The organism is Streptomyces sp. NPDC045956, assembly GCF_056430705.1.
In genome coordinates, this window is the sequence record NZ_JBWKKZ010000009.1 from 357,349 (window position 1) to 379,019 (window position 21,671).

At 73.2% G+C, this 21,671-nt stretch carries 15 protein-coding genes; 4 read left to right on the forward strand and 11 right to left on the reverse strand.

Annotated features, from left to right (window positions below; translation table 11 throughout):
* Positions 1-2: 2 nt before the first annotated feature.
* The 5 genes from AC07FV_RS24990 to AC07FV_RS25010 all read right to left on the reverse strand — a co-directional run bounded on the left by AC07FV_RS24990 (position 3) and on the right by AC07FV_RS25010 (position 5,852).
* Positions 3-1,010 (reverse strand): aldo/keto reductase, encoded by a 1,008-nt coding sequence (locus tag AC07FV_RS24990; protein ID WP_479089470.1) that lies wholly within the window; start codon positions 1,008-1,010, stop codon positions 3-5.
* Complete coding sequence (locus tag AC07FV_RS24995) at positions 1,007-1,999, reverse strand: NAD-dependent epimerase/dehydratase family protein (RefSeq protein WP_479089471.1); 993 nt, start codon at positions 1,997-1,999, stop codon at positions 1,007-1,009. The genes AC07FV_RS24990 and AC07FV_RS24995 overlap by 4 nt, the downstream gene beginning before the upstream one ends.
* A 1-nt stretch (position 2,000) precedes the next feature.
* On the reverse strand, positions 2,001-3,170 hold the full coding sequence (locus AC07FV_RS25000; RefSeq protein WP_479089472.1) for a nucleotide disphospho-sugar-binding domain-containing protein: 1,170 nt from the start codon (positions 3,168-3,170) through the stop codon (positions 2,001-2,003).
* 123 nt (positions 3,171-3,293) lie between these two features.
* Positions 3,294-4,565 carry an activator-dependent family glycosyltransferase gene (locus AC07FV_RS25005; RefSeq protein ID WP_479089473.1) on the reverse strand — a complete coding sequence of 424 codons (1,272 nt, stop codon included), beginning with the start codon at positions 4,563-4,565 and terminating at the stop codon, positions 3,294-3,296.
* Positions 4,566-4,622: 57 nt separating this feature from the next.
* A complete protein-coding gene (locus AC07FV_RS25010; RefSeq protein WP_479089474.1) occupies positions 4,623-5,852 on the reverse strand; it encodes a cytochrome P450 family protein in 1,230 nt (409 codons plus the stop codon).
* A gap of 313 nt (positions 5,853-6,165) precedes the next feature.
* On the opposite strand from AC07FV_RS25010, the gene AC07FV_RS25015 reads away from it, so the two are divergent.
* Positions 6,166-7,206, forward strand: coding sequence for a Gfo/Idh/MocA family protein (locus AC07FV_RS25015; RefSeq protein ID WP_479089475.1), 1,041 nt, complete (start codon positions 6,166-6,168; stop codon positions 7,204-7,206).
* A gap of 104 nt (positions 7,207-7,310) precedes the next feature.
* On the opposite strand, the gene AC07FV_RS25020 is transcribed toward AC07FV_RS25015, so the two are convergent.
* Positions 7,311-8,351 (reverse strand): NAD-dependent epimerase/dehydratase family protein, encoded by a 1,041-nt coding sequence (locus AC07FV_RS25020; protein ID WP_479089476.1) that lies wholly within the window; start codon positions 8,349-8,351, stop codon positions 7,311-7,313.
* A 324-nt stretch (positions 8,352-8,675) separates the two neighbouring features.
* On the opposite strand from AC07FV_RS25020, the gene hflX reads away from it, so the two are divergent.
* On the forward strand, positions 8,676-10,079 hold the full coding sequence (hflX, locus tag AC07FV_RS25025; protein WP_479089495.1) for a GTPase HflX: 1,404 nt from the start codon (positions 8,676-8,678) through the stop codon (positions 10,077-10,079).
* A gap of 55 nt (positions 10,080-10,134) precedes the next feature.
* Here hflX and rfbH read toward each other — a convergent pair whose 3' ends face one another.
* Positions 10,135-11,436, reverse strand: coding sequence for a lipopolysaccharide biosynthesis protein RfbH (rfbH, locus tag AC07FV_RS25030; protein ID WP_479089477.1), 1,302 nt, complete (start codon positions 11,434-11,436; stop codon positions 10,135-10,137).
* Between the two features lie 341 nt (positions 11,437-11,777).
* Here rfbH and AC07FV_RS25035 point away from each other — a divergent pair, with 341 nt between their 5' ends.
* Complete coding sequence (locus AC07FV_RS25035) at positions 11,778-13,430, forward strand: TlrC/CarA/OleB/SrmB family ABC-F type ribosomal protection protein (RefSeq protein ID WP_479089478.1); 1,653 nt, start codon at positions 11,778-11,780, stop codon at positions 13,428-13,430.
* Positions 13,431-13,565: 135 nt separating this feature from the next.
* Here AC07FV_RS25035 and AC07FV_RS25040 read toward each other — a convergent pair whose 3' ends face one another.
* A complete protein-coding gene (locus AC07FV_RS25040; RefSeq protein WP_479089479.1) occupies positions 13,566-15,419 on the reverse strand; it encodes a helix-turn-helix domain-containing protein in 1,854 nt (617 codons plus the stop codon).
* 695 nt (positions 15,420-16,114) lie between these two features.
* On the opposite strand from AC07FV_RS25040, the gene AC07FV_RS25045 reads away from it, so the two are divergent.
* Entirely contained in the window at positions 16,115-16,834 is a 720-nt protein-coding gene (locus AC07FV_RS25045; protein ID WP_479089480.1) for a class I SAM-dependent DNA methyltransferase, read from the forward strand.
* An 81-nt stretch (positions 16,835-16,915) separates the two neighbouring features.
* Here the strand turns inward: AC07FV_RS25045 and AC07FV_RS25050 are convergent, their stop codons facing one another.
* The 3 genes from AC07FV_RS25050 to rfbB form a co-directional block, all read right to left on the reverse strand.
* Positions 16,916-18,064: a DegT/DnrJ/EryC1/StrS family aminotransferase gene (locus tag AC07FV_RS25050; RefSeq protein WP_479089481.1), complete on the reverse strand. Its 1,149-nt coding sequence runs from the start codon at positions 18,062-18,064 to the stop codon at positions 16,916-16,918.
* Positions 18,065-18,469: 405 nt separating this feature from the next.
* Positions 18,470-20,683 (reverse strand): alpha/beta fold hydrolase, encoded by a 2,214-nt coding sequence (locus tag AC07FV_RS25055; RefSeq protein WP_479089482.1) that lies wholly within the window; start codon positions 20,681-20,683, stop codon positions 18,470-18,472.
* Positions 20,680-21,651 (reverse strand): dTDP-glucose 4,6-dehydratase, encoded by a 972-nt coding sequence (gene rfbB / locus AC07FV_RS25060; RefSeq protein ID WP_479089496.1) that lies wholly within the window; start codon positions 21,649-21,651, stop codon positions 20,680-20,682. Before rfbB ends, AC07FV_RS25055 begins: the two co-directional genes overlap by 4 nt.
* Positions 21,652-21,671: the final 20 nt, after the last annotated feature.

The window sequence follows — 21,671 nt, forward strand, 5'->3', positions numbered from 1 at the left end:
GTTCAGCTGAGCCACGCGTCCGGCGCCCGGCCACCCCTGCCCAGGGGCGGGAAGATGGCGTCCAGCTCGGCCAGTTCGTCGGCACCGAGGACCAGGTCCAGGGACCGCAGCGCCGAGTCCAGCTGTGCCACCGTGCGCGGACCGATCACCGCCCCGCTGATCCCCGGCCGGGACAGTACCCAGGCGAGGCCGACCTCGGCCGGATCCGCGCCGATCCGGCCGCAGAACCCCTCGTACGCCTCGATCGTCGCGCGCAGCTCGGGCAGCAGCAACTGGGCCCGCCCCTGCGCCGACTTCACCGCGACGCCCGCCGCGAGCTTGCGCAGCACCCCGCTGAGCAGCCCGCCGTGCAGCGGCGACCAGGCGAACACGCCCAGCCCGTAGGCCTGGGCGGCCGGCAGCAGCTCCAGCTCGGCGTGGCGTACCGCCAGGTTGTACAGGCACTGCTCGGAGACCAGACCGAGGGACTGGCGCCGCCGGGCCGCGTCCTGCGCGGCGGCGACGTTCCACCCGGCGAAGTTCGACGACCCCACGTAGGTCACCTTGCCGCTCGCCACCAGACGGTCCATCGCCTGCCAGATCTCGTCCCAGGAGGCGGCATGGTCGACGCGGTGCATCTGGTACAGGTCGATGTGGTCCACGCCCAGGCGCCGCAGCGACTGCTCGCAGGCCGTGACGATGTGCCGCGCCGACAGGCCGCCGTCGTTGAGCCGTTCGCTCATGTCCCCGCCGACCTTGGTGGCCAGCAGGACGTCCTCCCGCCGTGCGGCGCTCTTGGCCAGCCAACGGCCCACCAGTTCCTCGGTGTGCCCCTTGTGGACCCGCCAGCCGTAGATGTCCGCCGTGTCGATGCAGTTGATGCCGCGGTCGACCGCCGCCTCCATCAACTGCATCGCGTCGCCGTCCTCGACCCGGCCGCTGAAGTTCACGGTGCCCAGCCAGAGCCGGCTCACCAGGGTCGCGCTGCGGCCGAGCCGCGTGTGCGCGGCCTGCTCCCGGTCCGTGCTCACGTTCGGATCCCACCCCTCGCTCCGTCGGCCACCATCGTCTCCGCCACGGCGTCGAGCCCCGTCCGCAACGGCACGAAGGGGGACCACCCGGTCACCGCGCGGAACGCGGAGGGATCGCAGACCGTGCTCTCGAAGTCGCCCGCCTCGGCATGGTCGGGCGGCTCCGTGGAGACCACCGGCACGGGCGGCCGCCCCGTCCGCTCGGCCACCAGCCCGGCGACGGCCGAGAACACCTCTCCCAAGGGCTCCGGCCGGCCCGTGCCGACGGGCCAGGTGCCGCCCTCCAGCGCCGCCACGTGGCCGAGCGCCGCCGCGAAGGCGCGGGCCGCGTCCTCCACATGGAGCAGATCGCGGCCGACCGTACCGTCGTGCCACATCGTGACCGGTTCGCCCGCCACGGCCTGTCGCGCCACCGACGCGACCACCCCGCGCCCCGTCCACCCGGTCAGCGGGCTGCGGCCGTAGACGGTCGGCAGCCGCAGCACGACCCCGCGGACCACCCCCTCGGAGGCGGCCCGCAGCAGCACCTCCTCGGCCGCCGCCTTCTGCCGGGCGTACGCGCCCTGCCGGGCGGCGTCGGCGCCGGCCTGGAGGGTACTGGCGAGGACCACGGCCGGGGCGGGCCCCGGCCGGTCCCGGAACGCGTCCGCCACGTCGTGCAGCAGGCCGACGTTCACCCGCCGCGACCGTTCGTCGGCCGCGCGCCACGACCGCGCCCCGCCGATGTGGGCGGCGAGGTGCACGACGGCGTCCGCCCCCTCGACGGCGGCCCCGGCCTCGCCACTGCGGGCGAGGTCCGCGCGGCGCACCTCGACGGCCGCCCGCGCGTCCGCCGGGACGGGTGTCTCGCGGCGGGCCACCGCCCGCAGCCGCACCGGCATGCGCGCCAGCTCGGCGACCAGGGCCGAGCCGATGAAGCCGGACGCGCCGACCACCGTGATCAGCGGCCCGCGCGGATCTTTCGAACGGTTGAGTACTTCCAGATTCACGTCACACCGCATCCTCGTTCGGGTAACTCCGCGGCATGCCCGGCCCGGGCCCCGGCTGTGCCAGGAGTCCGACCGCCGCCGACGGCGACGGCAGCAGCGCCATCTCCTCGGCGAGCCCGGCTGCCGCCTTGGCATACAGGGCGTTCTCCAGCAGTTCGGCGCACCCCGCGGCCACGGCCGCGGGAGTGGCCCGGGACGGCGGTACGAGCAGGGCCGCACCCGCCCCCGCCAGTGCCCGCGCGTTGTCGAACTGGTCGTCCAGCCGGGGCATGACGACCTGCGGCCGACCCGCGGCCAGCGCGGTCAGGGACGTGCCCTGTCCGCCGTGGTGCACCACCGCGTCGCACGCGGGCAGCACCTCCGCCAACGGCAGCCGGCCGGCGTGCCGCACCGCCGGGGGCAGCGGGGGCCACCGCGCGACGACGTCGTCGTCGACCGCGGCGAGCAGCTCGCAGTCCCACCCGCGGGTCTCGGCCACCAGCTCCGCCAGGAAGCCGGCCGTCCCGGCCGCGCCGTGCCGGGGCAGCAGGGTGCCGAGCGTCACGCAGATCCGCGGCCCCCGACCGCGCGTGAACGCCCAGTCGGGGACGGGGACGTCCCCGTGGGCCGGTATGTGCCGGACACCGTCGTGGGCGACCGCGTCCGGCCGGCGCAGCGACACCGGCCACGGATCGAGCACGCGCGCCGGCTCCGGGAACCGGTCGAGGCCGAGCGCGGCCAGCTCGGGCGCGAACTCGGCCTCGGCCGCGCGCCGGTACTCCTCCAGCGACGAGACCGACCAGTGGTAGCGGACCCACGGCACGCCGAGGGCCGCCGCGACCAGCGGCCCGGCGTACTCGGCCCGTTCGCTGACGATCAGGTCCGGCCGCCACACCTCCGCCAAACGGCGCACCCCGGCCAGACCACCCCGGGCGACGCGCGCGAGCGCCCCGCTCAGGACACCCCGGGCCTCGCCGCGGGGCCGCGCGAGATCCTCGGCCCCGACCGCGCCGGCCAGGTCCGCGGCGGGCCCGCACGAGGCGGACGGCAGACCCGAGCGCAGGGCGACCGGCACGAAGTCCTCCCGGGTCGCGACCAGTACCTCGTGGCCGGCCGCACGCAGGGCCCATGCGAGGGGCACGAGCGGAAGCAGGTGGCCCGCGAGCGGCGCGGTCGTGAAGAGGGCCCGCATCAGCACTCCAGGGTCGGGCGGGGACGGGCGAACCGGTCCACGGCTGGGTCGACGAGATCGATCACATGCGCAAGTAGGGGAAGGCGGCCACCGCCGACGGCCGGCACGGCCCCGCGGGCCCGGTCAGCCCGCCCGGCGGTGCTCGGCCGTGAGGCGCTCCAGGGTCGGTACGATCCCCGCCGGACTGGGCATGGCCCGCATCCGCTCCTTCAGCCGCCGCGCGCCGTCGCGGAACCGGGGCTCCTCCAGCAGACGCACCAGCGCGCTCCGCAGCGCCTCGCCGGTCACCTCCTCCGGGGCGAAGGTGAGGGCGGCGGAGGACTGGGCGAACATGTGCTGCCGCACCGCGGCGTCCAGGATGCCGCCGAGGATGATCTGCGGCACCCCGTGCAGCGCGGCGGTGTTGCACGTGCCCGAACCGCTGTGGTTGATGATCGCCGAGCACGTCGGCAGCAGCGCGTCCATGGGCACGAAGTCGACGATCCGCGTGTTGTCCGGGATGCGCGGCAGCAGGTCCCGCTGGGCGTCGTCCAGGGTCGCCACCAGCTCGATGTCCAGGTCGGCCAGCGCCTCGAGGAACCTCTGCACCGGGACCTCGTCCTCACTGTGCTCCCGCGAGGACACCCCCAGGGTCAGGCAGACCCGCGGCCGCTTCGGCTCCTCGGTCAGCCACTCGGGAATCACCGACGAGCCGTTGTACGGGGTGTAGCGCATCGGGACCGTCGGCAGGTCGAGGCCGAGACTGACCCCCTCCGCCATCGGGTCCACGCTCCAGTGACCGAGCACGTCCTCCTCCCGGAAGTCGCACCCGTAGCGCGCCAGGGCCCAGGTCATCCACTCCGCGACCGGATCGTCGCGGTGCTCCGCGGGCTGGAGCGCCTGGGCCTGGAGGAACTTCGTCCGCAGCAGCCCGATCGTGTCCGGCCCCCACAGGACGCGGGCGTGCGCGGCCCCGCACGCCCGGGCCGCCACCGGCCCCGCGTAGGTGAACGGTTCCCAGAGCACCAGGTCGGGCTTCCACGCCCGGGCGAAACCGACGATGCTGTCGAGGGTCGTCGCCCCGTTGAGCGGTTCCAGCCACAGACCGGACAGGATCACCTGCTGGGCGAGCAGCCGCTCCCAGTCCAGCTCGTCCTTGAGGGTGCCGAGGAAGTCGAACTCGTCGATGCCGTGCTGGTACGGCTGGAGGTCGCCCTCGACCTCCTCGAAGATCTGCGCCAGCGACTCCTCCTCGGCCAGGGGGAACGCCGGGATGCCGCTGGCGGTGATGGCGTCGACCAGCGACGGCTGGCCGGCCGCCACCACCTCGTGCCCCGAGGCGCGCAGCGCCCAGATCAGCGGCACCAGGTGGTAGTAGTGCGTGTGGTGCGGAATGGAGGTCACCAGGACGCGCACGGCACTCCTTTCATCGGACTTCGTGGGGGACTGAGGGGGACGGCGGCCGCGGACCCGTCAGGAGTACGCGACCGGGAACCGCGCGTACCTGCCGAGGACCGGGGAACGGCGCCACCGGACGATGTCCCCGTCCCGCCGCAGCCCCGGGGCGGCCTCGGCCAGCACGCCCAGGGCGGTCTCCGCGGTCCGTCCGACGAACTCGCCGGACAGCGCGAACCACAGGTCGTCCGGCAACCCCGCCGCCGGCGCGTCCGCCAGGTCCGCGGGCTCCGCGTCCGGGGCGCCCGCGCGCCGTGCCGCGCCCACCAGCACCACCACGTGGCTCCCGGCGGGCAGCGCACGGCCCGCCACCGTCACGTCCTCGTGGGCCACCCGGCTCTCCAGCCGCACCGGCGGCGCGTACCGCAGGGTGTGCCGGACCGCGGCCGGCGCCAGCGCGGGGGAGTCGCACAACCGCCGCCACCACCCGGGCCGGTCGAGGAGCGACCGGACCGCCTCGCACACCAGCGTCGTCGTCGGCTCGACGGCCGAGAGCGCCAGGCACACGGCGGCGGCCACCGCGTCGTCCGGGGCGGCCCCGGCGCCGGTCATGCGGGCCACCGCGCCCTCGCCGGAGCGTGCGGCGGCCACCTCCTCCAGCAGCGTGCGCAGGCCCTCGGCGGCCGCGTCCGCCGCACGGGTGGCCGCCAGCGTCTGGGGACACAGCAGACCGTCCAGCAGCGGCCCCGCCGCCCGCAGCGACTCCTCCCACGCGTCGAGCCGTTCGTCCGGCACCCCGAACCAGGCGGCCAGCACCAGCGCGGGCAGCCGACGGGCGAAGTCCGCCGCCAGGTCGAAGCCGGCACCGCGCCCGGCGAGCAGCCGGCGCCCGGCCTCCTCGCCGAGCCGGCGCCACTCGGCGGCGGCGTCCGCGCCCAGCACGGGCTCGGCCACCCGCCGCAGACGCACGTACGCGGCACGGTCCAGCCCGAGGCCCGAGGCGGGCGACGGCTGCACGTACTCCTCCGGGCGCCGCCCGGCGCGGTCCAGCGCGCCGAAGCGCGCGTCGCCCAGCACGGCCGCGGCCACCTCCGGGTCCGCGGTCACCCAGGTCCCGGTACGGCTGCGGAACAGCGGCCCGCCCTCGCGGACCCGCTCCTCGTACACCGCCGGGTCGTCGCACTGGCCGCGCAGGATGAGCGCGTACGGGTCACCGTAGTTGCCGAAGTACCAGTGGGCGCCGCGTATCCGGTGCAGTCTGCGGCCCAGTTCGCGGTCGGCCAGCTCGGTCGTGATCGCGTCCGTCACCCGCGTCTCCTCTCTCCTACGGCGTGCCCCGAGGGCCGCTTCGGACCGGTGCCCGCGGTCACCGCGGGCGCCGCGCTCACCTAACCCGGGCGAGCGCCGCCCCGTCCACAGATTGGTCGGCGTCATGTCAGGTCAGCGGTTCCGCGGGGCGCCCGGGACCCCTCGGCGCGGCACTGTGTCAGATCGGCCTTGCCGTCCCGTCCCGCCGCCGGATAGCTTCAGGGCCGCCCATTGCCGGAAGCGACTCGTGGGTGTGCGCCGGCCGTTCACCACGCTGTGCCGTGACCATCCGGACCGATTGACGGAACCATCCATGACCGCCCTGGGTACTTCTGCTGAACCGTTCGCCGCCCCCGGCCCGCCGCTGCCGGAAGCGTCCCCGGTGCTGCGCTTCGGAGCGATCGGCTGCGGCGACATCGCGGGCCGTCGCACCCTGCCCGCCCTGCTCTCCACCCCCGGGACCGTGCTGACCTGCGTCGGCAGCCGCGACCCGGAGCGCGCCAAGGCCCTGGGCAAGCACTTCGACTGCGAGGCGGTCGCCCCCTACGAGGCCCTGCTGGAACGCCCCGACGTGGACGCCGTCTACATCGCGGTGCCCAGCATGCTGCACGCCGAATGGGCCGCGGCGGCGCTGCGGGCGGGCAAGCACGTCCTCGTGGAGAAGCCCGCCGCCGCCAACCACGCCGACGCGCACCGGCTGTTCGCCATGGCGCGGGAGCGCGGACTGGTCCTGATGGAGAACTTCATGTTCCTCCACCACTCACAACACGCCACCGTCAAAGCGTTGTTGGAGGCGGGCGCGATCGGCGAGCTGCGCACCTTCTCCGCCGCCTTCACCATCCCGCCGCGCCCCGACGACGACATGCGCTACCGACCCGACATCGGCGGCGGCGCGCTGCTCGACAACGGCGTCTACCCGCTGCGGGCCGCCCTGCACTTCCTCGGTCCCGACCTGCGGCTGACGGGCGCCGTGCTGCGCCGCGACCGCCGCCGGGGCGTGGTCGTCTCCGGCAGCGTCCTGCTGGCCGCTCCCCGAGGAGTCGCCGCCCACCTCGCCTTCGGCATGGAACACGGCTACCGCTCGGCGTACGAACTGCACGGCAGCACCGGCTCACTCGCCCTGAGCCACGTCTTCACGACGCCGGACAGCCACCACCCCGTACTGCGGCTGTCCCGCCAGGACCACCGGGAGGAGCGCGTACTGCCGGTGGACCGGCACTTCGTGAACATCCTGTCGGTCTTCCGCCGTGCGGTGATCCGGGCCGAGGACGTCTCCGCCGAGTCGTACGCCGCGCTGCGCCAGGCGGGGCTGGTCGACGAGATCGTCGCCCGCGCCGAGACCTTCACCGTGTAGGTGCGTGCGAGGCGCCGGCGGGACGCGCGCTCGCGCGGGGCGGACGCACGAGCGCCGCTCCCCGCGAGCGGGAAGCGGCGTCGCCCTCCTCGGGGGCCGCGTCGTCAGCCCGCCGCACCGCCGCGAGCGTCCCAGGCGGCGAGCAGCTCCTTCTCCCGGGCCAGGGACAGACCGCAGCCGGCCGCTAGCGGCAGCTCCGGAACGGGCCGGTCCCGGACCACCTCCCAGGCGTCACGGACGGTGTCGGAGACCGGCCGGCAGGTCAGTCCCGCGGCGCGGGCGCGCGGTGCCCCGGCCGCCCACACCAGGGTGTCCCGCGCGGTGTCGGGCACCCACATCGGCAGATCCGTCCAGGGACTCACCTCGTGTTCCGCGAGGAACGCCTCGTCGACCCAGACCGGCTCCGCGGCCGAACCGGTGGCCTTGACGCACTCCGTGAGCAGCTCCCCGAAGGTGGTGTTCTTCTCCGGCGGGTTGACGATGTACGCGCCGGTGCGGCCCTCGGCGAGGCAGTCGAGGCCGAAGACGGCGACATCGCGCACGTCGATCAGGCGCATCCCCACCTCGGGGTTGCCCGGGGCCAGCACCCGGCGGTGCTCCCCTTCGGCGAGGCGCATGCGCCACAGCCAGGCGTCCAGCATCCGCATGGTGTCGTGCGGCCCGAGGATGACTCCGGCCCGCAGATGCAGGGTCCGGCCCGCGAAGTTCAGGTCCACGGCTCGCTCGCACCCGGCCTTCAGGGTGCCGTAGTCACCGTCGGCGTGGTCCGGTCCGGCGTCCGGCGGGCAGTCGTGGGCGGGTGAGTCGTCGTCGACCGGGCGGACCGCCCGCGACCAGTCGGGCAGACAGGCGATGCTGGAGACGTAGAGGTAGGTGTCCGCGTGCCCGGACAGCGCCGCGGCCGAGGCCCCCACCGTGCGGGGCACGTAACCGCAGGTGTCCACGACCGCGTCCCAGCGCCGCCCGGTCACCAGCCGCTCCAGGTCGCCGGCCTCCTCCCGGTCGCCCCTGACCGCCTCGACCCCGGGCAGGTCGGTGCCGCTGACACCCCGGTTGAACGTGGTGACCCGGTGCCCCGCCGCCAGTGCCCCGGCGGCGAAGGCCCGGCCCACGAACTGTGAACCTCCGATGATGAGTACGCGCATGACACCCACACTCACCCGCCCCGCGCCGGCGGGCGCAGTACCCGGTGCACACTCTGTCAGCTGGGGCCGTGATCACCGATACGTCCTTGCACACCACGGCGGGATGGCTAGGGTGGACGGCATGTGAGTTCCGGCAGCGACCTCCACGGCACCGGCCCCCGACGGCGTAGTGCGGATCCGTCGGCCCCGACCCCCCCGGCCCCGCGCCCGACCTCCGGCCGGTCGCACCCCGCGCCCGGAACGCAGCCGAACACCCCCCAGATTGGAAGTACTTTGACGCATCCCGAGGACTTCGCCGGCACCCCCCAGCGAGCCGACGCACTGATGGACGACACGATCGCCGGCACCGACGCCGAGGAGTGGGACGGCGACCAGTTGGACCGCGAGGACCGGGCCTCCCTGCGCCGCGTCGCGGGGCTCTCCACCGAACTGACCGACGTCACCGAGGTCGAGTACCGGCAGCTGCGACTCGAACGGGTCGTGCTCGTCGGCATCTGGACCTCGGGAACGGCCGCCGAGGCCGACAGTTCGCTCGCCGAGCTGGCGGCGCTCGCCGAGACCGCCGGCGCCCTCGTCCTGGACGGCGTCGTGCAGCGCCGGCAGAAGCCGGACCCGGCGACGTACATCGGCTCGGGCAAGGCGTCGCAGCTGCGCGACATCGTCGAGGAGACCGGCGCCGACACCGTGGTGTGCGACGGGGAACTGAGCCCCAGTCAGTTGATGCACCTGGAGGAGGTCGTGGGGGTCAAGGTCGTGGACCGTACGGCCCTGATCCTCGACATCTTCGCGCAGCACGCCCAGTCCCGCGAGGGCAAGGCGCAGGTGGCGCTGGCGCAGATGCAGTACATGCTGCCGCGGCTGCGCGGCTGGGGCCAGTCGCTGTCCCGGCAGATGGGCGGCGGCGGCAGCGGTGGCGGCGGCATGGCCACGCGCGGCCCCGGCGAGACGAAGATCGAGACGGACCGGCGCCGGATCAACGACAAGATGGCCAAGCTCCGCCGGGAGCTGGAGCAGCTGAAGACCGGCCGCGACGTGAACCGGGAGGAGCGGCGGCGCAACAAGGTGCTGTCGGTCGCCCTCGCCGGCTACACCAACGCCGGCAAGTCATCGCTGCTCAACCGCCTCACCGGAGCCGGCGTGCTGGTGGAGAACGCGCTGTTCGCCACCCTGGACACCACCGTGCGGAGGGCGACGACGCCCAGCGGGCGTTCCTACACCATCGCCGACACGGTGGGCTTCGTACGGCATCTTCCGCACCACCTGGTGGAGGCGTTCCGCTCCACGATCGAGGAGGTGGCGGACGCGCATCTGGTGCTGCACGTGGTGGACGGGTCGCACCCGGACCCCGGCGCGCAGCTCGCCTCGGTGCGCGAGGTGCTGCGGGACGTGGGCGCCGGCGAGTCCACCGAGGTCGTCGTCGTCAACAAGGCCGACGTCGCGGACCCGGACGTCCTCGCCCGGCTGCTGGAGCAGGAGCCGGAGGCGATCGCCGTCTCCGCCCGTTCGGGGCAGGGCATCGACGAGTTGCAGGAACTGATCGACCGCCTGCTGCCGCACCCCGAGGTGGAGGTGGAGGTCGTCATCCCCTACGACGAGGGGAGCCTGGTGGCGCGGGTGCACGACGAGGGCGAGGTGCTCAGTACCGAGCACACGCCGGAGGGCACCCTGCTCACCGCGCGGGTCCACCCCGACCTCGCCTCGGAGCTGCGGACACGTCCGCGGCCGTGAACGCCCTGGAGGGGAGGACCGCCCCGGCCCTCCCCTCCCCGCGTGCCGCCGTCCGTCAGGAGTGCTTGAGCACGAACTCCCGCACGGTGTCGGCGACATAGGCGATCATCTCCGGGGTGATGCCCGGGAAGACCCCGATCCAGAACGTCTGGTCGGTGATCAGGTCGCTGTTCTCCAGCGAACCGGACACCCGGTACCGTCGGTCGGTGTACGCGGGGTGGCGGACGAGGTTGCCCCCGAACAGGCGGCGGGTGCTGATCCGGCGCGACTCCAGGTGGTCGACCAGAGCCGCCCTGCTGTACGCGGCGTCCGGGTCCACCGTGATGAGGAACCCGAACCAGCTCGGATCGCTGCCCGGTGTGGCCTCGGGCAGCAGCAGACCGGGCAGTCCGTCCAACGCGGTGCGCAGATGCCGCCAGTTGGCGCGCCGCGCCTCGGTGAACTCCTCGATCCGGGTCAGCTGGGACAGCCCGAGGGCCGCTTGCAGGTCGGTCGACTTCAGGTTGTAACCGACGTGCGAGAAGATGTACTTGTGGTCGTACCCGGGCGGCAGGTCGCCCATCTTCTGGTCGAAGCGCTTGAGGCAGCGGTTGTCCTCACCCGGCTCGCACCAGCAGTCGCGCCCCCAGTCGCGCAGTGACTCCACGATCCGCGCCAGGGCCAGGTTGTCGGTGAGCACGCAGCCCCCCTCACCCATCGCGATGTGGTGCGCGGGGTAGAAGCTGACGGTCGACAGGTCACCGAAGGAGCCGGTGAGCCTGCCCCGGTAGCGGGAGCCCACCGCGTCGCAGTTGTCCTCGACGAGGAACAGGTCCCGCTCGTCCGCGAGGCGGGCCACCTCCTCGGCCTCGAAGGGGTTGCCCAGGGCGTGCGCGATCATGATCGCCCTGGTCCGGGGGCCGATGGCCCGCTCGATGCGCTCGGGCGTCGTGTTGTACGTGCCCAGCTCGACGTCGACGAAGACCGGCACCAGCCCGTTGTGGAAGATCGGGTTGACCGTCGTCGGGAACCCCGCGGCGACCGTGACGACCTCGTCCCCCGGAAGCAGCCGCCGCTCCTCCAGCTGCGGCGAGGTGAGCGCGGTGAGGGCGAGCAGGTTGGCGGAGGAGCCGGAGTTGGTCAGGTGCGCCTTCCGGAGTCCGAGGTACCGCGCGAACCGCCGCTCGAAGCCCCGGGAGGCCGGGCCGGCCGCGATCCTCATCTCCAGCGCCGTCTCCACCAGCGCCAGCCGGTCCTCCTCGCTCAGCACCGCGCCCGACACCGGCACGTGCGTCGTCCCGGGAACGAAGTCCCCGGGCGCCTGTTCCCGGTGGTACGCGCGGACCAGCTCGGTGATGCGGTGCCTGAGATCGCCCATGGCCGACCCTCTCCTGAAAGACCGCTGCGGTTGCTCCCGAGGCTAGGCACCCGGCCGCCGGACGAGCGATCATCCCGTTCCGACTGCATCACGTCGGCCGGTGCGGCACGCATACCGTTGCGCGGCTCCGGGTAGCAGGGCTATAGTTCTGCGCATGGGATCTCTGTGATAGATGAGGATGCCCGGCGTTGAGCTGACTCCGCCAGTCGCATCCAGCAGCGCGCTCGTGACACCCCCTGCCCGGCCATGTCCGCAGTGGTGGCGTCCGTTCTGCTTCCCGTTCCTTTTGCGAGCGCGCTCACGCATCCACTCATCCTCATCGTGGAAACAGGAGATCACGCGTGTCGATTGCGCAATACGCCCTGCACCACATCACCAAGCGCTACCACGACGTCGTCGTGCTCGACCGGGTCGGCTTCAGCATCAGGCCGGGCGAGAAGGTCGGCGTGATCGGCGACAACGGTTCCGGCAAGTCCACGCTGCTCAAGATCCTCGCCGGCCGCGTGGAGCCCGACAACGGCACGCTCACCGTGGTCGCCCCCGGTGGCGTCGGCTACCTGGCGCAGACCCTGGAACTGCCCCTGGACGCCACCGTCCAGGACGCCGTCGACCTGGCCCTGTCCGACCTGCGCGAGCTGGAAGCGGCGATGCGCGAGGCCGAGGCGGAGCTGGGCGAGCGCGACGAGGAGGGCTCCGAGCGCGAGCTGTCCGCCGTCCTCCAGCGCTACTCCGCCCTGGTCGAGCAGTACCAGGCGCGCGGCGGCTACGAGGCCGACGTACGGGTGGAGGTCGCGCTGCACGGTCTCGGACTGCCGAGCCTGGACCGCGACCGGAAGCTCGGGACCCTCTCCGGCGGCGAACGCTCCCGCCTGGCGCTCGCCGCGACCCTCGCGTCGTCGCCGGAGCTGCTGCTGCTGGACGAACCGACCAACGACCTCGACGACCGGGCGATGGAATGGCTGGAGGACCACCTGGCCGGCCACCGCGGCACGGTGATCGCGGTCACCCACGACCGGGTCTTCCTCGACCGGCTCACCACCACGATCCTGGAGGTCGACTCCGGCAGCGTCACCCGCTACGGCAACGGCTACGAGGGCTACCTGACGGCCAAGGCCGTGGAACGCGAGCGGCGGCTGCGGGAGTACGAGGAGTGGCGTGCCGAACTCGACCGCAACCGCGGCCTGATCACCTCCAACGTGGCGCGGATGGACGGCATCCCGCGCAAGATGTCCCTCTCCGTGTTCGGTCACGGCGCCTACCGCAGGCGGGGGCGCGACCACGGCGCGATGGTCCGGATCCGCAACGCGAAGCAGCGCGTGGCGCAGCTGACCGAGAACCCGGTGCACGCTCCCGCCGACCCGTTGTCCTTCGCCGCCCGCATCGACACCGCGGGCCCGGAGGCGGAGGAGGCGGTGGCCGAACTCACCGACGTGAGCGTCGAGGGCCGGCTCGCCGTCGACTCCCTGACCATCCGGCCCGGCGAACGGCTTCTCGTCACCGGACCCAACGGAGCAGGCAAATCAACCCTGTTGCGGGTGCTGGCCGGTGAACTGGAGCCGGACGGCGGCTCGGTGAGCGTCGCCTGCCGGGTCGGTCACCTGCGGCAGGACGAGACGCCCTGGGCGCCCGGACTGACCGTGCTGCGGGCCTTCGCCCAGGGCCGGGAGGGATATCTGGAGGACCATGCGGAGAAGCTGCTGTCGCTCGGCCTGTTCAGCCCGCCCGACCTGCGTCGACGCGTGAAGGACCTGTCGTACGGGCAGCGCCGGCGGATCGAGATCGCCCGGCTGGTGAGCGACCCGATGGACCTGCTGCTGCTGGACGAGCCCACCAACCACCTCACCCCGGTGCTGGTGGAGGAGCTGGAGCAGGCACTGGCGGACTACCGCGGCGCCGTCGTGGTCGTCACCCACGACCGGCGGATGCGGTCCCGGTTCACCGGCGCCCGGCTGACCATGGGGGACGGGCACATCGCCGAGTTCAGTGCCGGCTGAACCGGGCCGGCCCCGGGCCACGCCCCGCGAGGGCCCGGCGGCCGACGCCCGCCCGCCCGCCGGCGCATTCCGCGCCGGCGGGCGAAGCCGTTGCCCCGGGTGCCCGGGAGCCGACGGCGCCGGGGGCGCCCGGGGTCACTCGCGCAGCGATCCGAGCACGGCCCGGGTCTCGGACGAGGGGTGCGAGGAGAGCGCCGAACGCACCTGGTACAGCCGCAGGGCCAGTTGGATGTCCAGCACCCGCTCCGGTGACTGCCAGTCCTCTCCCAGCAGCACGCCTATGCGCTCCAGCCGCCGCGAGACGGTGTTCGGGTGCACGCGCAGGGTCTCCGCGGCCCGGGTGGGGCTCCGGCCCGACTCCAGGTACACCCGCAGGGTGGGGACCAGATCCGTGAAGCGGTGGGTGTCGTAGTCGACGACGGGGCCGATCGTCGTCCGGATGTAACCCGGGACATCGTTCTCCTCGGCCAGGAGCATGCCGAGGAACCCCAGGTCGGAGGCGCAGGCGGTGCCGCCGTCGCCGCCGAGCGCGCGGAGCGTCTCCAGGCACTTCGCGGCCTCACGGTGCGCGTCGGCGATGCCGTCGACGGTCGAGGCGGGGCCCGCGACGCCCACGGTGACCGGGTGTCCGGCCCGGTCGGTCAGCTCCGGGGCGGCGGTCTGCGCCACGGCGACGGGGTCGTCGCCGGGCAACAGCAGCACCACGGTGCCGTCCCGGACGCTGCACAGCCCGCCCAGCTCCTTCGCGTAGTCGGCGCCGGAGGCCTCCAGCCGCGGTGAGGCCCCGCGGGACCCGCCCGCCACCAGCACCACGTGCGGGCGGCGGAAGCTGAGCGAGAACATCAGGGCGCGTTCCCTGAGGAGGGTGGGCGAGCGCGGCGCCCCGATCAGGTCGTCGAAGAACTCCTGGTGGCTCTGCGCCTTGGGCGAGTCGTCGTGCTGCACGCGCAGATGCAGCGCGAGGGTACGGGCGACCATCGGAAGCAGGGGGACGGCGGTGTGGTCGGCATCCGGTCCGAGGTCCGTCAGCAGGAAGCCGGCGTTTCCGCCGGGGAGCAGGGGCACCGTCCAGAGCCCCGGCGCCACCGGGGTGGGCCGGCCGGTCTCCGCGGCCCGGCGGCACGCCGCGCGCAGGTCCGCGGGGGCGACGGGGCGCAGGGTCCCGTACTCGGCGAGCGGGCGCCCGAGCGGACTGCACAGTCCCGCTCCGCCGCCGAGCGCCTCGGCGGCCGTGGCGAGCAGCGAGTCGACCCCGCGCCTGTCCATCACCTGCGTGATCAGGTGCGACTGGAGGTCGGCGGACCTGCGGGTGCACGCGAGGGCGGTGCGGGCCTCACCGATGTCCTGGCGCAACTGCCCGATGGTTTCGCGGAGTTCCTCGACCAGCCGGTTGTGCTCGATCGCCACGGCGGCCAGGTCGGCGAGCGAGCACAGCAGGGTGACCTCGTTGGGGGTCAGGTGCCGCACCTGGCGGTCGGCGACGTAGAGCACCCCCATCGGTTCGCCCCCGGCGGTCAGGGGAACGGCCAGGACCGCGCGCAGGCCCTCGGCGCGGACGATGTCGTCGATGGCCTCGACGTGCACGAAGCTGTTGTCCCCGAGGTAGTCCGGGGTCCAGAAGGGAGCGCGGCAGGTGCGCACCATGGCGCCCAGACCGCCGTCGGGCGGCAGCCGGTAGTGCTCGGCGACCTTGACCGCGTTGCCGTCGGCGCTCAGCACCACCGTGCCGGGCCGGTCCTCCTCGTGCAGGCCGACGTAGGAGACGTCCAGCTTCAGCAGCAGCCGGGCCCGGCGGGCGATGGAGTCGAGCAGGTCCTTGGCCCGGCGGGCGGCGACGAACTCGTGGGCGGCGTCGACCAGCGCCGCCAGCTCCGCCTCCCGGTCGCGGCGGTACTCGATCATCGACTGCGCGGTGAGGGCGAGCCGGTTGAAGCGCTCCAGCCGGCGCATCCGGTCCTCGTCGGCGCCCGAGCGTTCGGCGCGTGCCATGAGGCCGTCGTATTCGCTCCGGGGGGCCGACCGGGCGATGAACTCGAGGAAGGCGAGCGCGTCGTCCGACTCGTCTTCGTCGGACCCTTCTTCACCAGAACCCAGGTCACTCATCCCGCAGGCACCCCCATCCCTGTGCTTTACCAAAGCATTGACAGGCTATTACGCTTTCGCGGACCCCGTCCAGATCGTCCGGTCCAACCGTTCGTCCCCTTCGTCCGGTTCCGGTGGCTTCCTCGAAGGGCATACCTATTCGCCGCGAGAGGGTGGCCGGCCGAAAAGCCGGGGCTTCGTGGCCGATGGGCAACCGCGCCCCCGCGACGTCGCGGCGCGATGGAAATGAATTCCATGAAAGCCGGTTCCGGGTCGAACGCTGCCTGTTCAACCGTTGCACCGAACGAGGCTTAAGCTACCCGGCGACCGGGGCCGCACACCGTCGTTTTCGGTAGAACCGGCAACCGGTTGTCCGAATCCGCGCCCGTCTTCCGCGGGCCCCCGCCCCGAAGGCGGGCGGCCCGACTTGACTGACCCAGCCGCCGTTCCTTGACCGCGACTCGGCGTGAACTGTTGGGTGTCCGTACGGAGATCATCGCGAGGACGGCGGCGGACGGCGCCCGCTCCCGCTCCCGAGCGCACGGCGCACTCCCCTTCCCCTCCCTACACCCACGGTTCCCGCTACGGCCCGGAGGATTCCCATGTACGAGAACGACAGTGCCGCCGAGGTCTACGACCTGCTCTACCAGGACCGCAAGGACTACGCCGGCGAGGCCGCCCGGATCACCGGGCTGATCCGGGAACGGGCACCGCACGCCGCCGGCCTGCTCGACGTGGCCTGCGGCACCGGCACGCACCTGGAGGCCTTCGCCAAGCTCTACGACCGGGTGAGCGGCCTGGAGCTCTCCGAGTGGATGGCGGCCCGCGCCGAGGAGCGGCTCCCCGGCGTCACCCTCCACCGCGGCGACATGCGCTCGTTCGACCTCGGTGAGACCTTCGACGCGGTGGTCTGCATGTTCAGTTCGATCGGCTACCTGGAGACCACGGCCGACCTGGAGGACGCGGTCGCCGCCATGGCACGGCACCTGACCGCGGACGGCGTCCTCGCCGTCGAGCCGTGGTACTTCCCCGACACCTTCCTGGACGGCCACGTCTCCACGCACGCCCTGCGGACGGAACCGGGGGACCGGGGCGTCGCCCGCGTCTCCCACTCGACCCGGGAGGGCGGGCGGACCCGCATGGAGATCCACTACCTGGTCGCGCACACCGAGGAGGGCATCCGGCACCGCAGCGAGGTGGACTACCTCACGCTGTTCTCGCGGGCGCAGTACGAGAGCGCGTACCGCAAGGCGGGCCTGGACGTGGAGTACGTCGAGACCGGCGGCGGCTCACCCGGCTTCTTCCTCGGCACGCGCAGCTGACGAGCCGGCGAGCCGACGAGCCGGAAGGACCACAGCGGCCCGGACCTGGACGGTCCGGGCCGCGGCGCGTGCGCGCGAGTGTCAGGCGGGGGTCCGGGTCGCGGCGCCCACGGCCCTGCGCAGCGAGGACACCACGGTGCGGACGTCGCCGTCCGACAGACCGGGGTGCAGGGGCAGGCACAGGGTCCGCTCGGCCGCCCGCTCCACGCCGGGCAGTTCGCCGCCGGCGTGGCCGTAGGCGGGCACCTTGTGCAGGGGCGCGTAGCGGAAGGTGGTGTAGATGCCGTCGTCGAGCAGGTCGCGTGCCACCCGGTCCCGGACGCCGGGGGCCAGCTGGATCCAGTAGAAGTAGTGCGTGGACTCGTGCCCCGCCGGTGGCGCGGGCGGCGTCAGCACACCCTCCAGGGTGCTCAGTTCGCTGTCGTACAGGGCGACGATCTCCCTGCGGCGGGCCACGAAGCCGGGAAGCCGGCGCAGCTGCACCGCGCCGATCGCCGCGGTGAGGTCGTTCCCGATGACGCGCCGGCCCGGTTCGGGGACGTCCATCTCCCACCAGCGCGCCGAGACCCTGGCGTAGCCCAGGCCGCTGGAGCGGGTGAGGCCGTGGTAGGCCAGGCGCCGGATCCGGGCGGCCGACTCGGGGTCCTTGACGTAGATCATGCCCCCGTCCCCGGTGACCAGGACCTTCATCGCGTCGAAGCTCCACATGGCGAGATCGCCGAAGGTGCCGACCGGCCGGCCGTCGACACGGGAGGCCACGGAGCACGCGGCGTCCTCGATCAGGGTGATGCCCCGCTCCCGGCAGTGCCCGGCGATGCGCACGATGTCCCCGGGGTGGCCGCCGTAGTGGAGGGCGATGACGGCCCTGGTGCGCGGGGTGACGGCCGCCTCGACGTGCTCCAGGTCCGGGTTCAGCGTCCGCTCGTCGGTGTCGCAGAAGACCGGGCGCGCTCCCGACAGCTGCACCGCGTTCGCCGCGGCGAGGAAGCTGGGTGAGGGCAGCACGACCTCGTCCCCGGGCCGCAGGCCGAGCGACTCCAGGGCCAGGAAGAGGCCCGCGGTGCCCGAGTTGAGGAAGACCACGTGCTCCGCCCCGACGCCGAGGTGGTCGGCGAACGCGGACTCGAACGCGGCGGTCCGGGGGCCGTGACCGAGCCACTGGTCGTCGAAGACCTCGGACACCGCCGCCAGTTCCTCGGCCCCCATCTGAGGCTGGAAAAGATTGATCATTATCGCCTTTCGCGTCGCGCTGTCTCGTCCGGACCCGGGCAGGTGCGCCGGCCGCCGACCGCCGTCCCCGCGAAGTCCCCGTCCGTTGCGCCGGATATTCGCCGGGCTCGTGAGACACCCCTTTCCGGGAACGTGAAAGGGAATTCCACCGCCCGTCGGGGTGGCATTCCCTGTTCGGTCGCGAGGTAAGTGCGGTCCCGCGGCGGGGCGCACCACGGCGGGGGAAAGCGGTTACCCGCAGGGGATTCCGCGGGCTTCTCTCCCCGGTAATTGCGCGCGGTTCGGGGCGTCCGTTCGGCCGCTTCCCGTGCCCAGTCGATACGGGACGACGCCGCTTTACCTTCCGGAGTGCGGCCGGCCGGGGGCGCGCCGCCCATTCTCCGGCGGTGCAGCTTCCGTGAGCATTCAGTAGGAGGCGTGTGCGCACGCCAGGAGGGTGCGCAGTTCGACGTTGAGATAGTTGCCGTGCGCGAGCAGTTCGGTGAGCTGTCCGAAGGTCGCCCAGCAGAAGCCGGGCGGGCAGTCGAGGTCGAGTTCCGGCCCCGCCTCGACCACCATGTAGCGGTTGCGCGCGTGGTAGAAGCGCCCGCCCTCCTCCGACTGCACCACGTCGTAGCGGACGCGGTCCGCTCCGGCCGTCAGGACCCGGTCCAGGTACGGGGGCGGCTGGCCGTCCGGCTCGTCCGGCCGGCACTGGACGGTCGGCCCGAACTCGGCGACGTTGAGCGTGCCCACCTCCGACCGGGCCGCCACCAGGGCGTGCAGCACCCCGTTGATCCGCCGGGTGAGCAGGGCCGCCAGCCCCTGGGAGCACGGGCGCAGCAACGGCTGGGTCCACGAGGCCACTTCACGGCGCTCCGCCGTCACCTCCACCGCCATGATCTCGAAGTCCCGGCCGCTGCGATGCCGGATCGCGCTCCCGGTCCACTCCCAGCCGTCCGGCCGGGCGTCGTCGAGCGGCACGCTCTGCTGGCGCAGCACGCGCAGCGCCCGGACGTCGGTGAGGCAGCTGGTGATGGCGTGCAGGTCGTGCAGCGGCGCGGCCTCCCCGTAGAGCGAGCGGCGCAGCGCCGCCGGGAAGGCGTCGTCGCCGTCGTCGGGCGTGCCGTGCACGGTGGGCAGACAGGCCAGCACACTGCGGGTGTCCATGTTGACGAGGTCGTCCTGGAGCATCAGCCTGCGGATCTGCCCCAGGGTCAGCCAGCGGAAGGCGGCGTCCTCCTCGACGTCGGTGTCGATCTCGACGACCATGTTGCGGTTGCGCTTGTGCAGGAACCAGTCGCCCTGTTCGGACTGGATGCTGTCGATCAGGACCCGGCGGCCGGGACGGTGGATGAAGTGGTCCAGGTACGGCGTGGAACGGCCGTGGTGCACCTCGTCGAAGTTGCTGCGCGTGGCCTGCACCGTCGGGGAGATCTGCAACCCGTTGACGTTGCCGGGTTCGGGCTTGGCCTGCATCAGGAAGTGCAGCACCCCGTCGAACTCCCGGGCCAGGATGCCGAGGAGCCCCACCTCGGGCTGCACGATGATCGGCTGCACCCGGGCGACCGGATCGGCGTCCGAGCTGGTCCGCAGCCCCTCCACGGAGAAGAAGCGGCCCGTCTCGTGCCGCAGGTCGCCGGTGCCCGGCTCGAAGGACCACCGCCGCAGCCGGTCGAAGGGGATCGGCTCGACGTGGAAGCGGTGCGCCCGGTGGTACTCCTCCAGCCAGCGGGGCACCTCCGCCAGCGCGGTGACCGGACTGTCGAGGGTGTCGGCGGAGGCCAGCACCCGCTCCGCGGTACGCCGGTGGTCGGCGTACCCGACCGTGCCCACGTCCCCCGGTCGGACCCGCCGGACGGCACGCGTACCGGCCGAGAGCAGCGGTTCGAGCGTGTCCACCAGGGCCCCGCACACCTCCGCGGTCCGCTGGTACGGGAAGAAGTGCCCACCGGGGAAGGTCCGCGTCTCGACGCCGGACGCCGCCGCCTCGTGCCAGGCCGCCGCCTCGGCCGCGGTCACGGAGGGGTCCTCTGCACCGGTGAACACGGTGAGGGGGCATTCCAGCGGCGCCCCCGGGCGGTGGGCGTAGGCCGCCACGGCCCGGTAGTCGTTGCGGATCACGGGCAGTACCAGCCGGAGCAGCTCCGGATCGGCGAACACCTGGCTGTCGGTGCCGTCGAGCTCGCGGAGTTCCTCCACCAGCCGGTCGTCGTCGTAGAGGTGCACGGTCATCGGCCGGTCCACGGCGGGGGCCCGGCGCCCGGAGACCACCAGGCGCACCGGTCCCGCGCCCCGCTGCTGGAGCGCGCGGGCGACCTCGTACGCCACCAGCGCGCCCATGCTGTGCCCGAACAGCACCACCGGCGGGCCGGCCTGCGCCTCCAGCAGGCCGGCCAGGGGTTCGGCCAGGCCCTCGATGGTGTCGATCAGCGGCTCGCCCCTGCGGTCCTGGCGCCCCGGGTACTGGACGGCCACGACCTCGATCCGGTCCGGCAGCTGCCGGGTGAACGGCAGGAACGAACTGGCCGAGCCGCCCGCGTGCGGGAAGCACACCAGCCGCACGGCGGGCGACGCGGACGGCTGGTACCGGCGGAGCCACAGGTCGAGCTGGTCCACGGATGCGGACGTCACCGTCATCGCCCCCTCTTCGCGGGCGCCCACCACGCGCGGTTCTCCCGGTACCAGTGCACGGTCCGCTCCAGCCCTTCGTCGATGGTGATCCGCGGCGCGTAACCCAACTCGTCCGCGATCTTCGTGTGGTCGACGGAGTAGCGCCGGTCGTGGCCCTTGCGGTCGGGCACCCGCCGCACCGCCGACCAGTCGGCTCCGCACAGCTTCAGCAGGCGCTCCGTCAGCTCGACGTTGCTCAGCTCGGTGCCCCCGCCGATGTTGTAGACCTCGCCGGGCCGGCCGCCCCGCGCCACCAGGGCGATGCCCCGGCAGTGGTCGTCCACGTGCAGCCAGTCGCGCCGGTTGCCGCCGTCGCCGTAGAGCGGGACGGTGCCGCCGTCCAGGAGGCGGCTGGTGAACAGCGGGATGATCTTCTCCGGGTACTGGTAGGGCCCGTAGTTGTTGGAGCAGCGGGTGACGCACACCGGCAGCCCGTGCGTACGGTGATGCGCCAGCGCCAGCAGGTCGGAGGACGCCTTGGAGGCGGCATAGGGGGAGTTGGGGCTCAACGGGTGCTCCTCGGGCCACGAACCCGCCTCGATCGACCCGTACACCTCGTCCGTCGAGACGTGCACGAACAGCCCGGGGCGTACGGCCAGTGCCTCCTGGAGGAGGACCTGGGTGCCCAGCACGTTGGTGCTGACGAAGGCGTCGGCGTCGTCGATCGACCGGTCCACGTGCGACTCGGCCGCGAAGTGCACCACCAGGTCCACCCCCGCCATGGCCTGGGCCACCGCCGCGCGGTCGCGGATGTCCCCCGGGAAGATCCGCAGCCGCGGACAGCCGCCCACCGGGGCGAGGTTGGCCAGGTTGCCCGCGTAGGTGAGCGCGTCGAGCACCCTCACCTCGGGCTTGCCGAACTCCGGCAGGGAGCCGTCCAGCAGTGCGTTCACGAAGCGCGAGCCGATGAAACCGGCGCCCCCGGTGACGAGGATCCGGGCCGGCGGGCGCCGAC

Coding starts and splice junctions, on each gene's coding strand:
- rfbH (WP_479089477.1), bottom strand. CDS start 11,436: ATGGGCGATCTCAGGCACCGCATCACCGAGCTGGTCCGCGCGTACCAC.
- AC07FV_RS25015 (WP_479089475.1), top strand. CDS start 6,166: ATGACCGCCCTGGGTACTTCTGCTGAACCGTTCGCCGCCCCCGGCCCG.
- AC07FV_RS25045 (WP_479089480.1), top strand. CDS start 16,115: ATGTACGAGAACGACAGTGCCGCCGAGGTCTACGACCTGCTCTACCAG.
- hflX (WP_479089495.1), top strand. CDS start 8,676: ATGGACGACACGATCGCCGGCACCGACGCCGAGGAGTGGGACGGCGAC.
- AC07FV_RS25055 (WP_479089482.1), bottom strand. CDS start 20,683: ATGACGGTGACGTCCGCATCCGTGGACCAGCTCGACCTGTGGCTCCGC.
- AC07FV_RS25050 (WP_479089481.1), bottom strand. CDS start 18,064: ATGATCAATCTTTTCCAGCCTCAGATGGGGGCCGAGGAACTGGCGGCG.
- AC07FV_RS25040 (WP_479089479.1), bottom strand. CDS start 15,419: ATGGCACGCGCCGAACGCTCGGGCGCCGACGAGGACCGGATGCGCCGG.
- AC07FV_RS25000 (WP_479089472.1), bottom strand. CDS start 3,170: ATGCGGGCCCTCTTCACGACCGCGCCGCTCGCGGGCCACCTGCTTCCG.
- AC07FV_RS25020 (WP_479089476.1), bottom strand. CDS start 8,351: ATGCGCGTACTCATCATCGGAGGTTCACAGTTCGTGGGCCGGGCCTTC.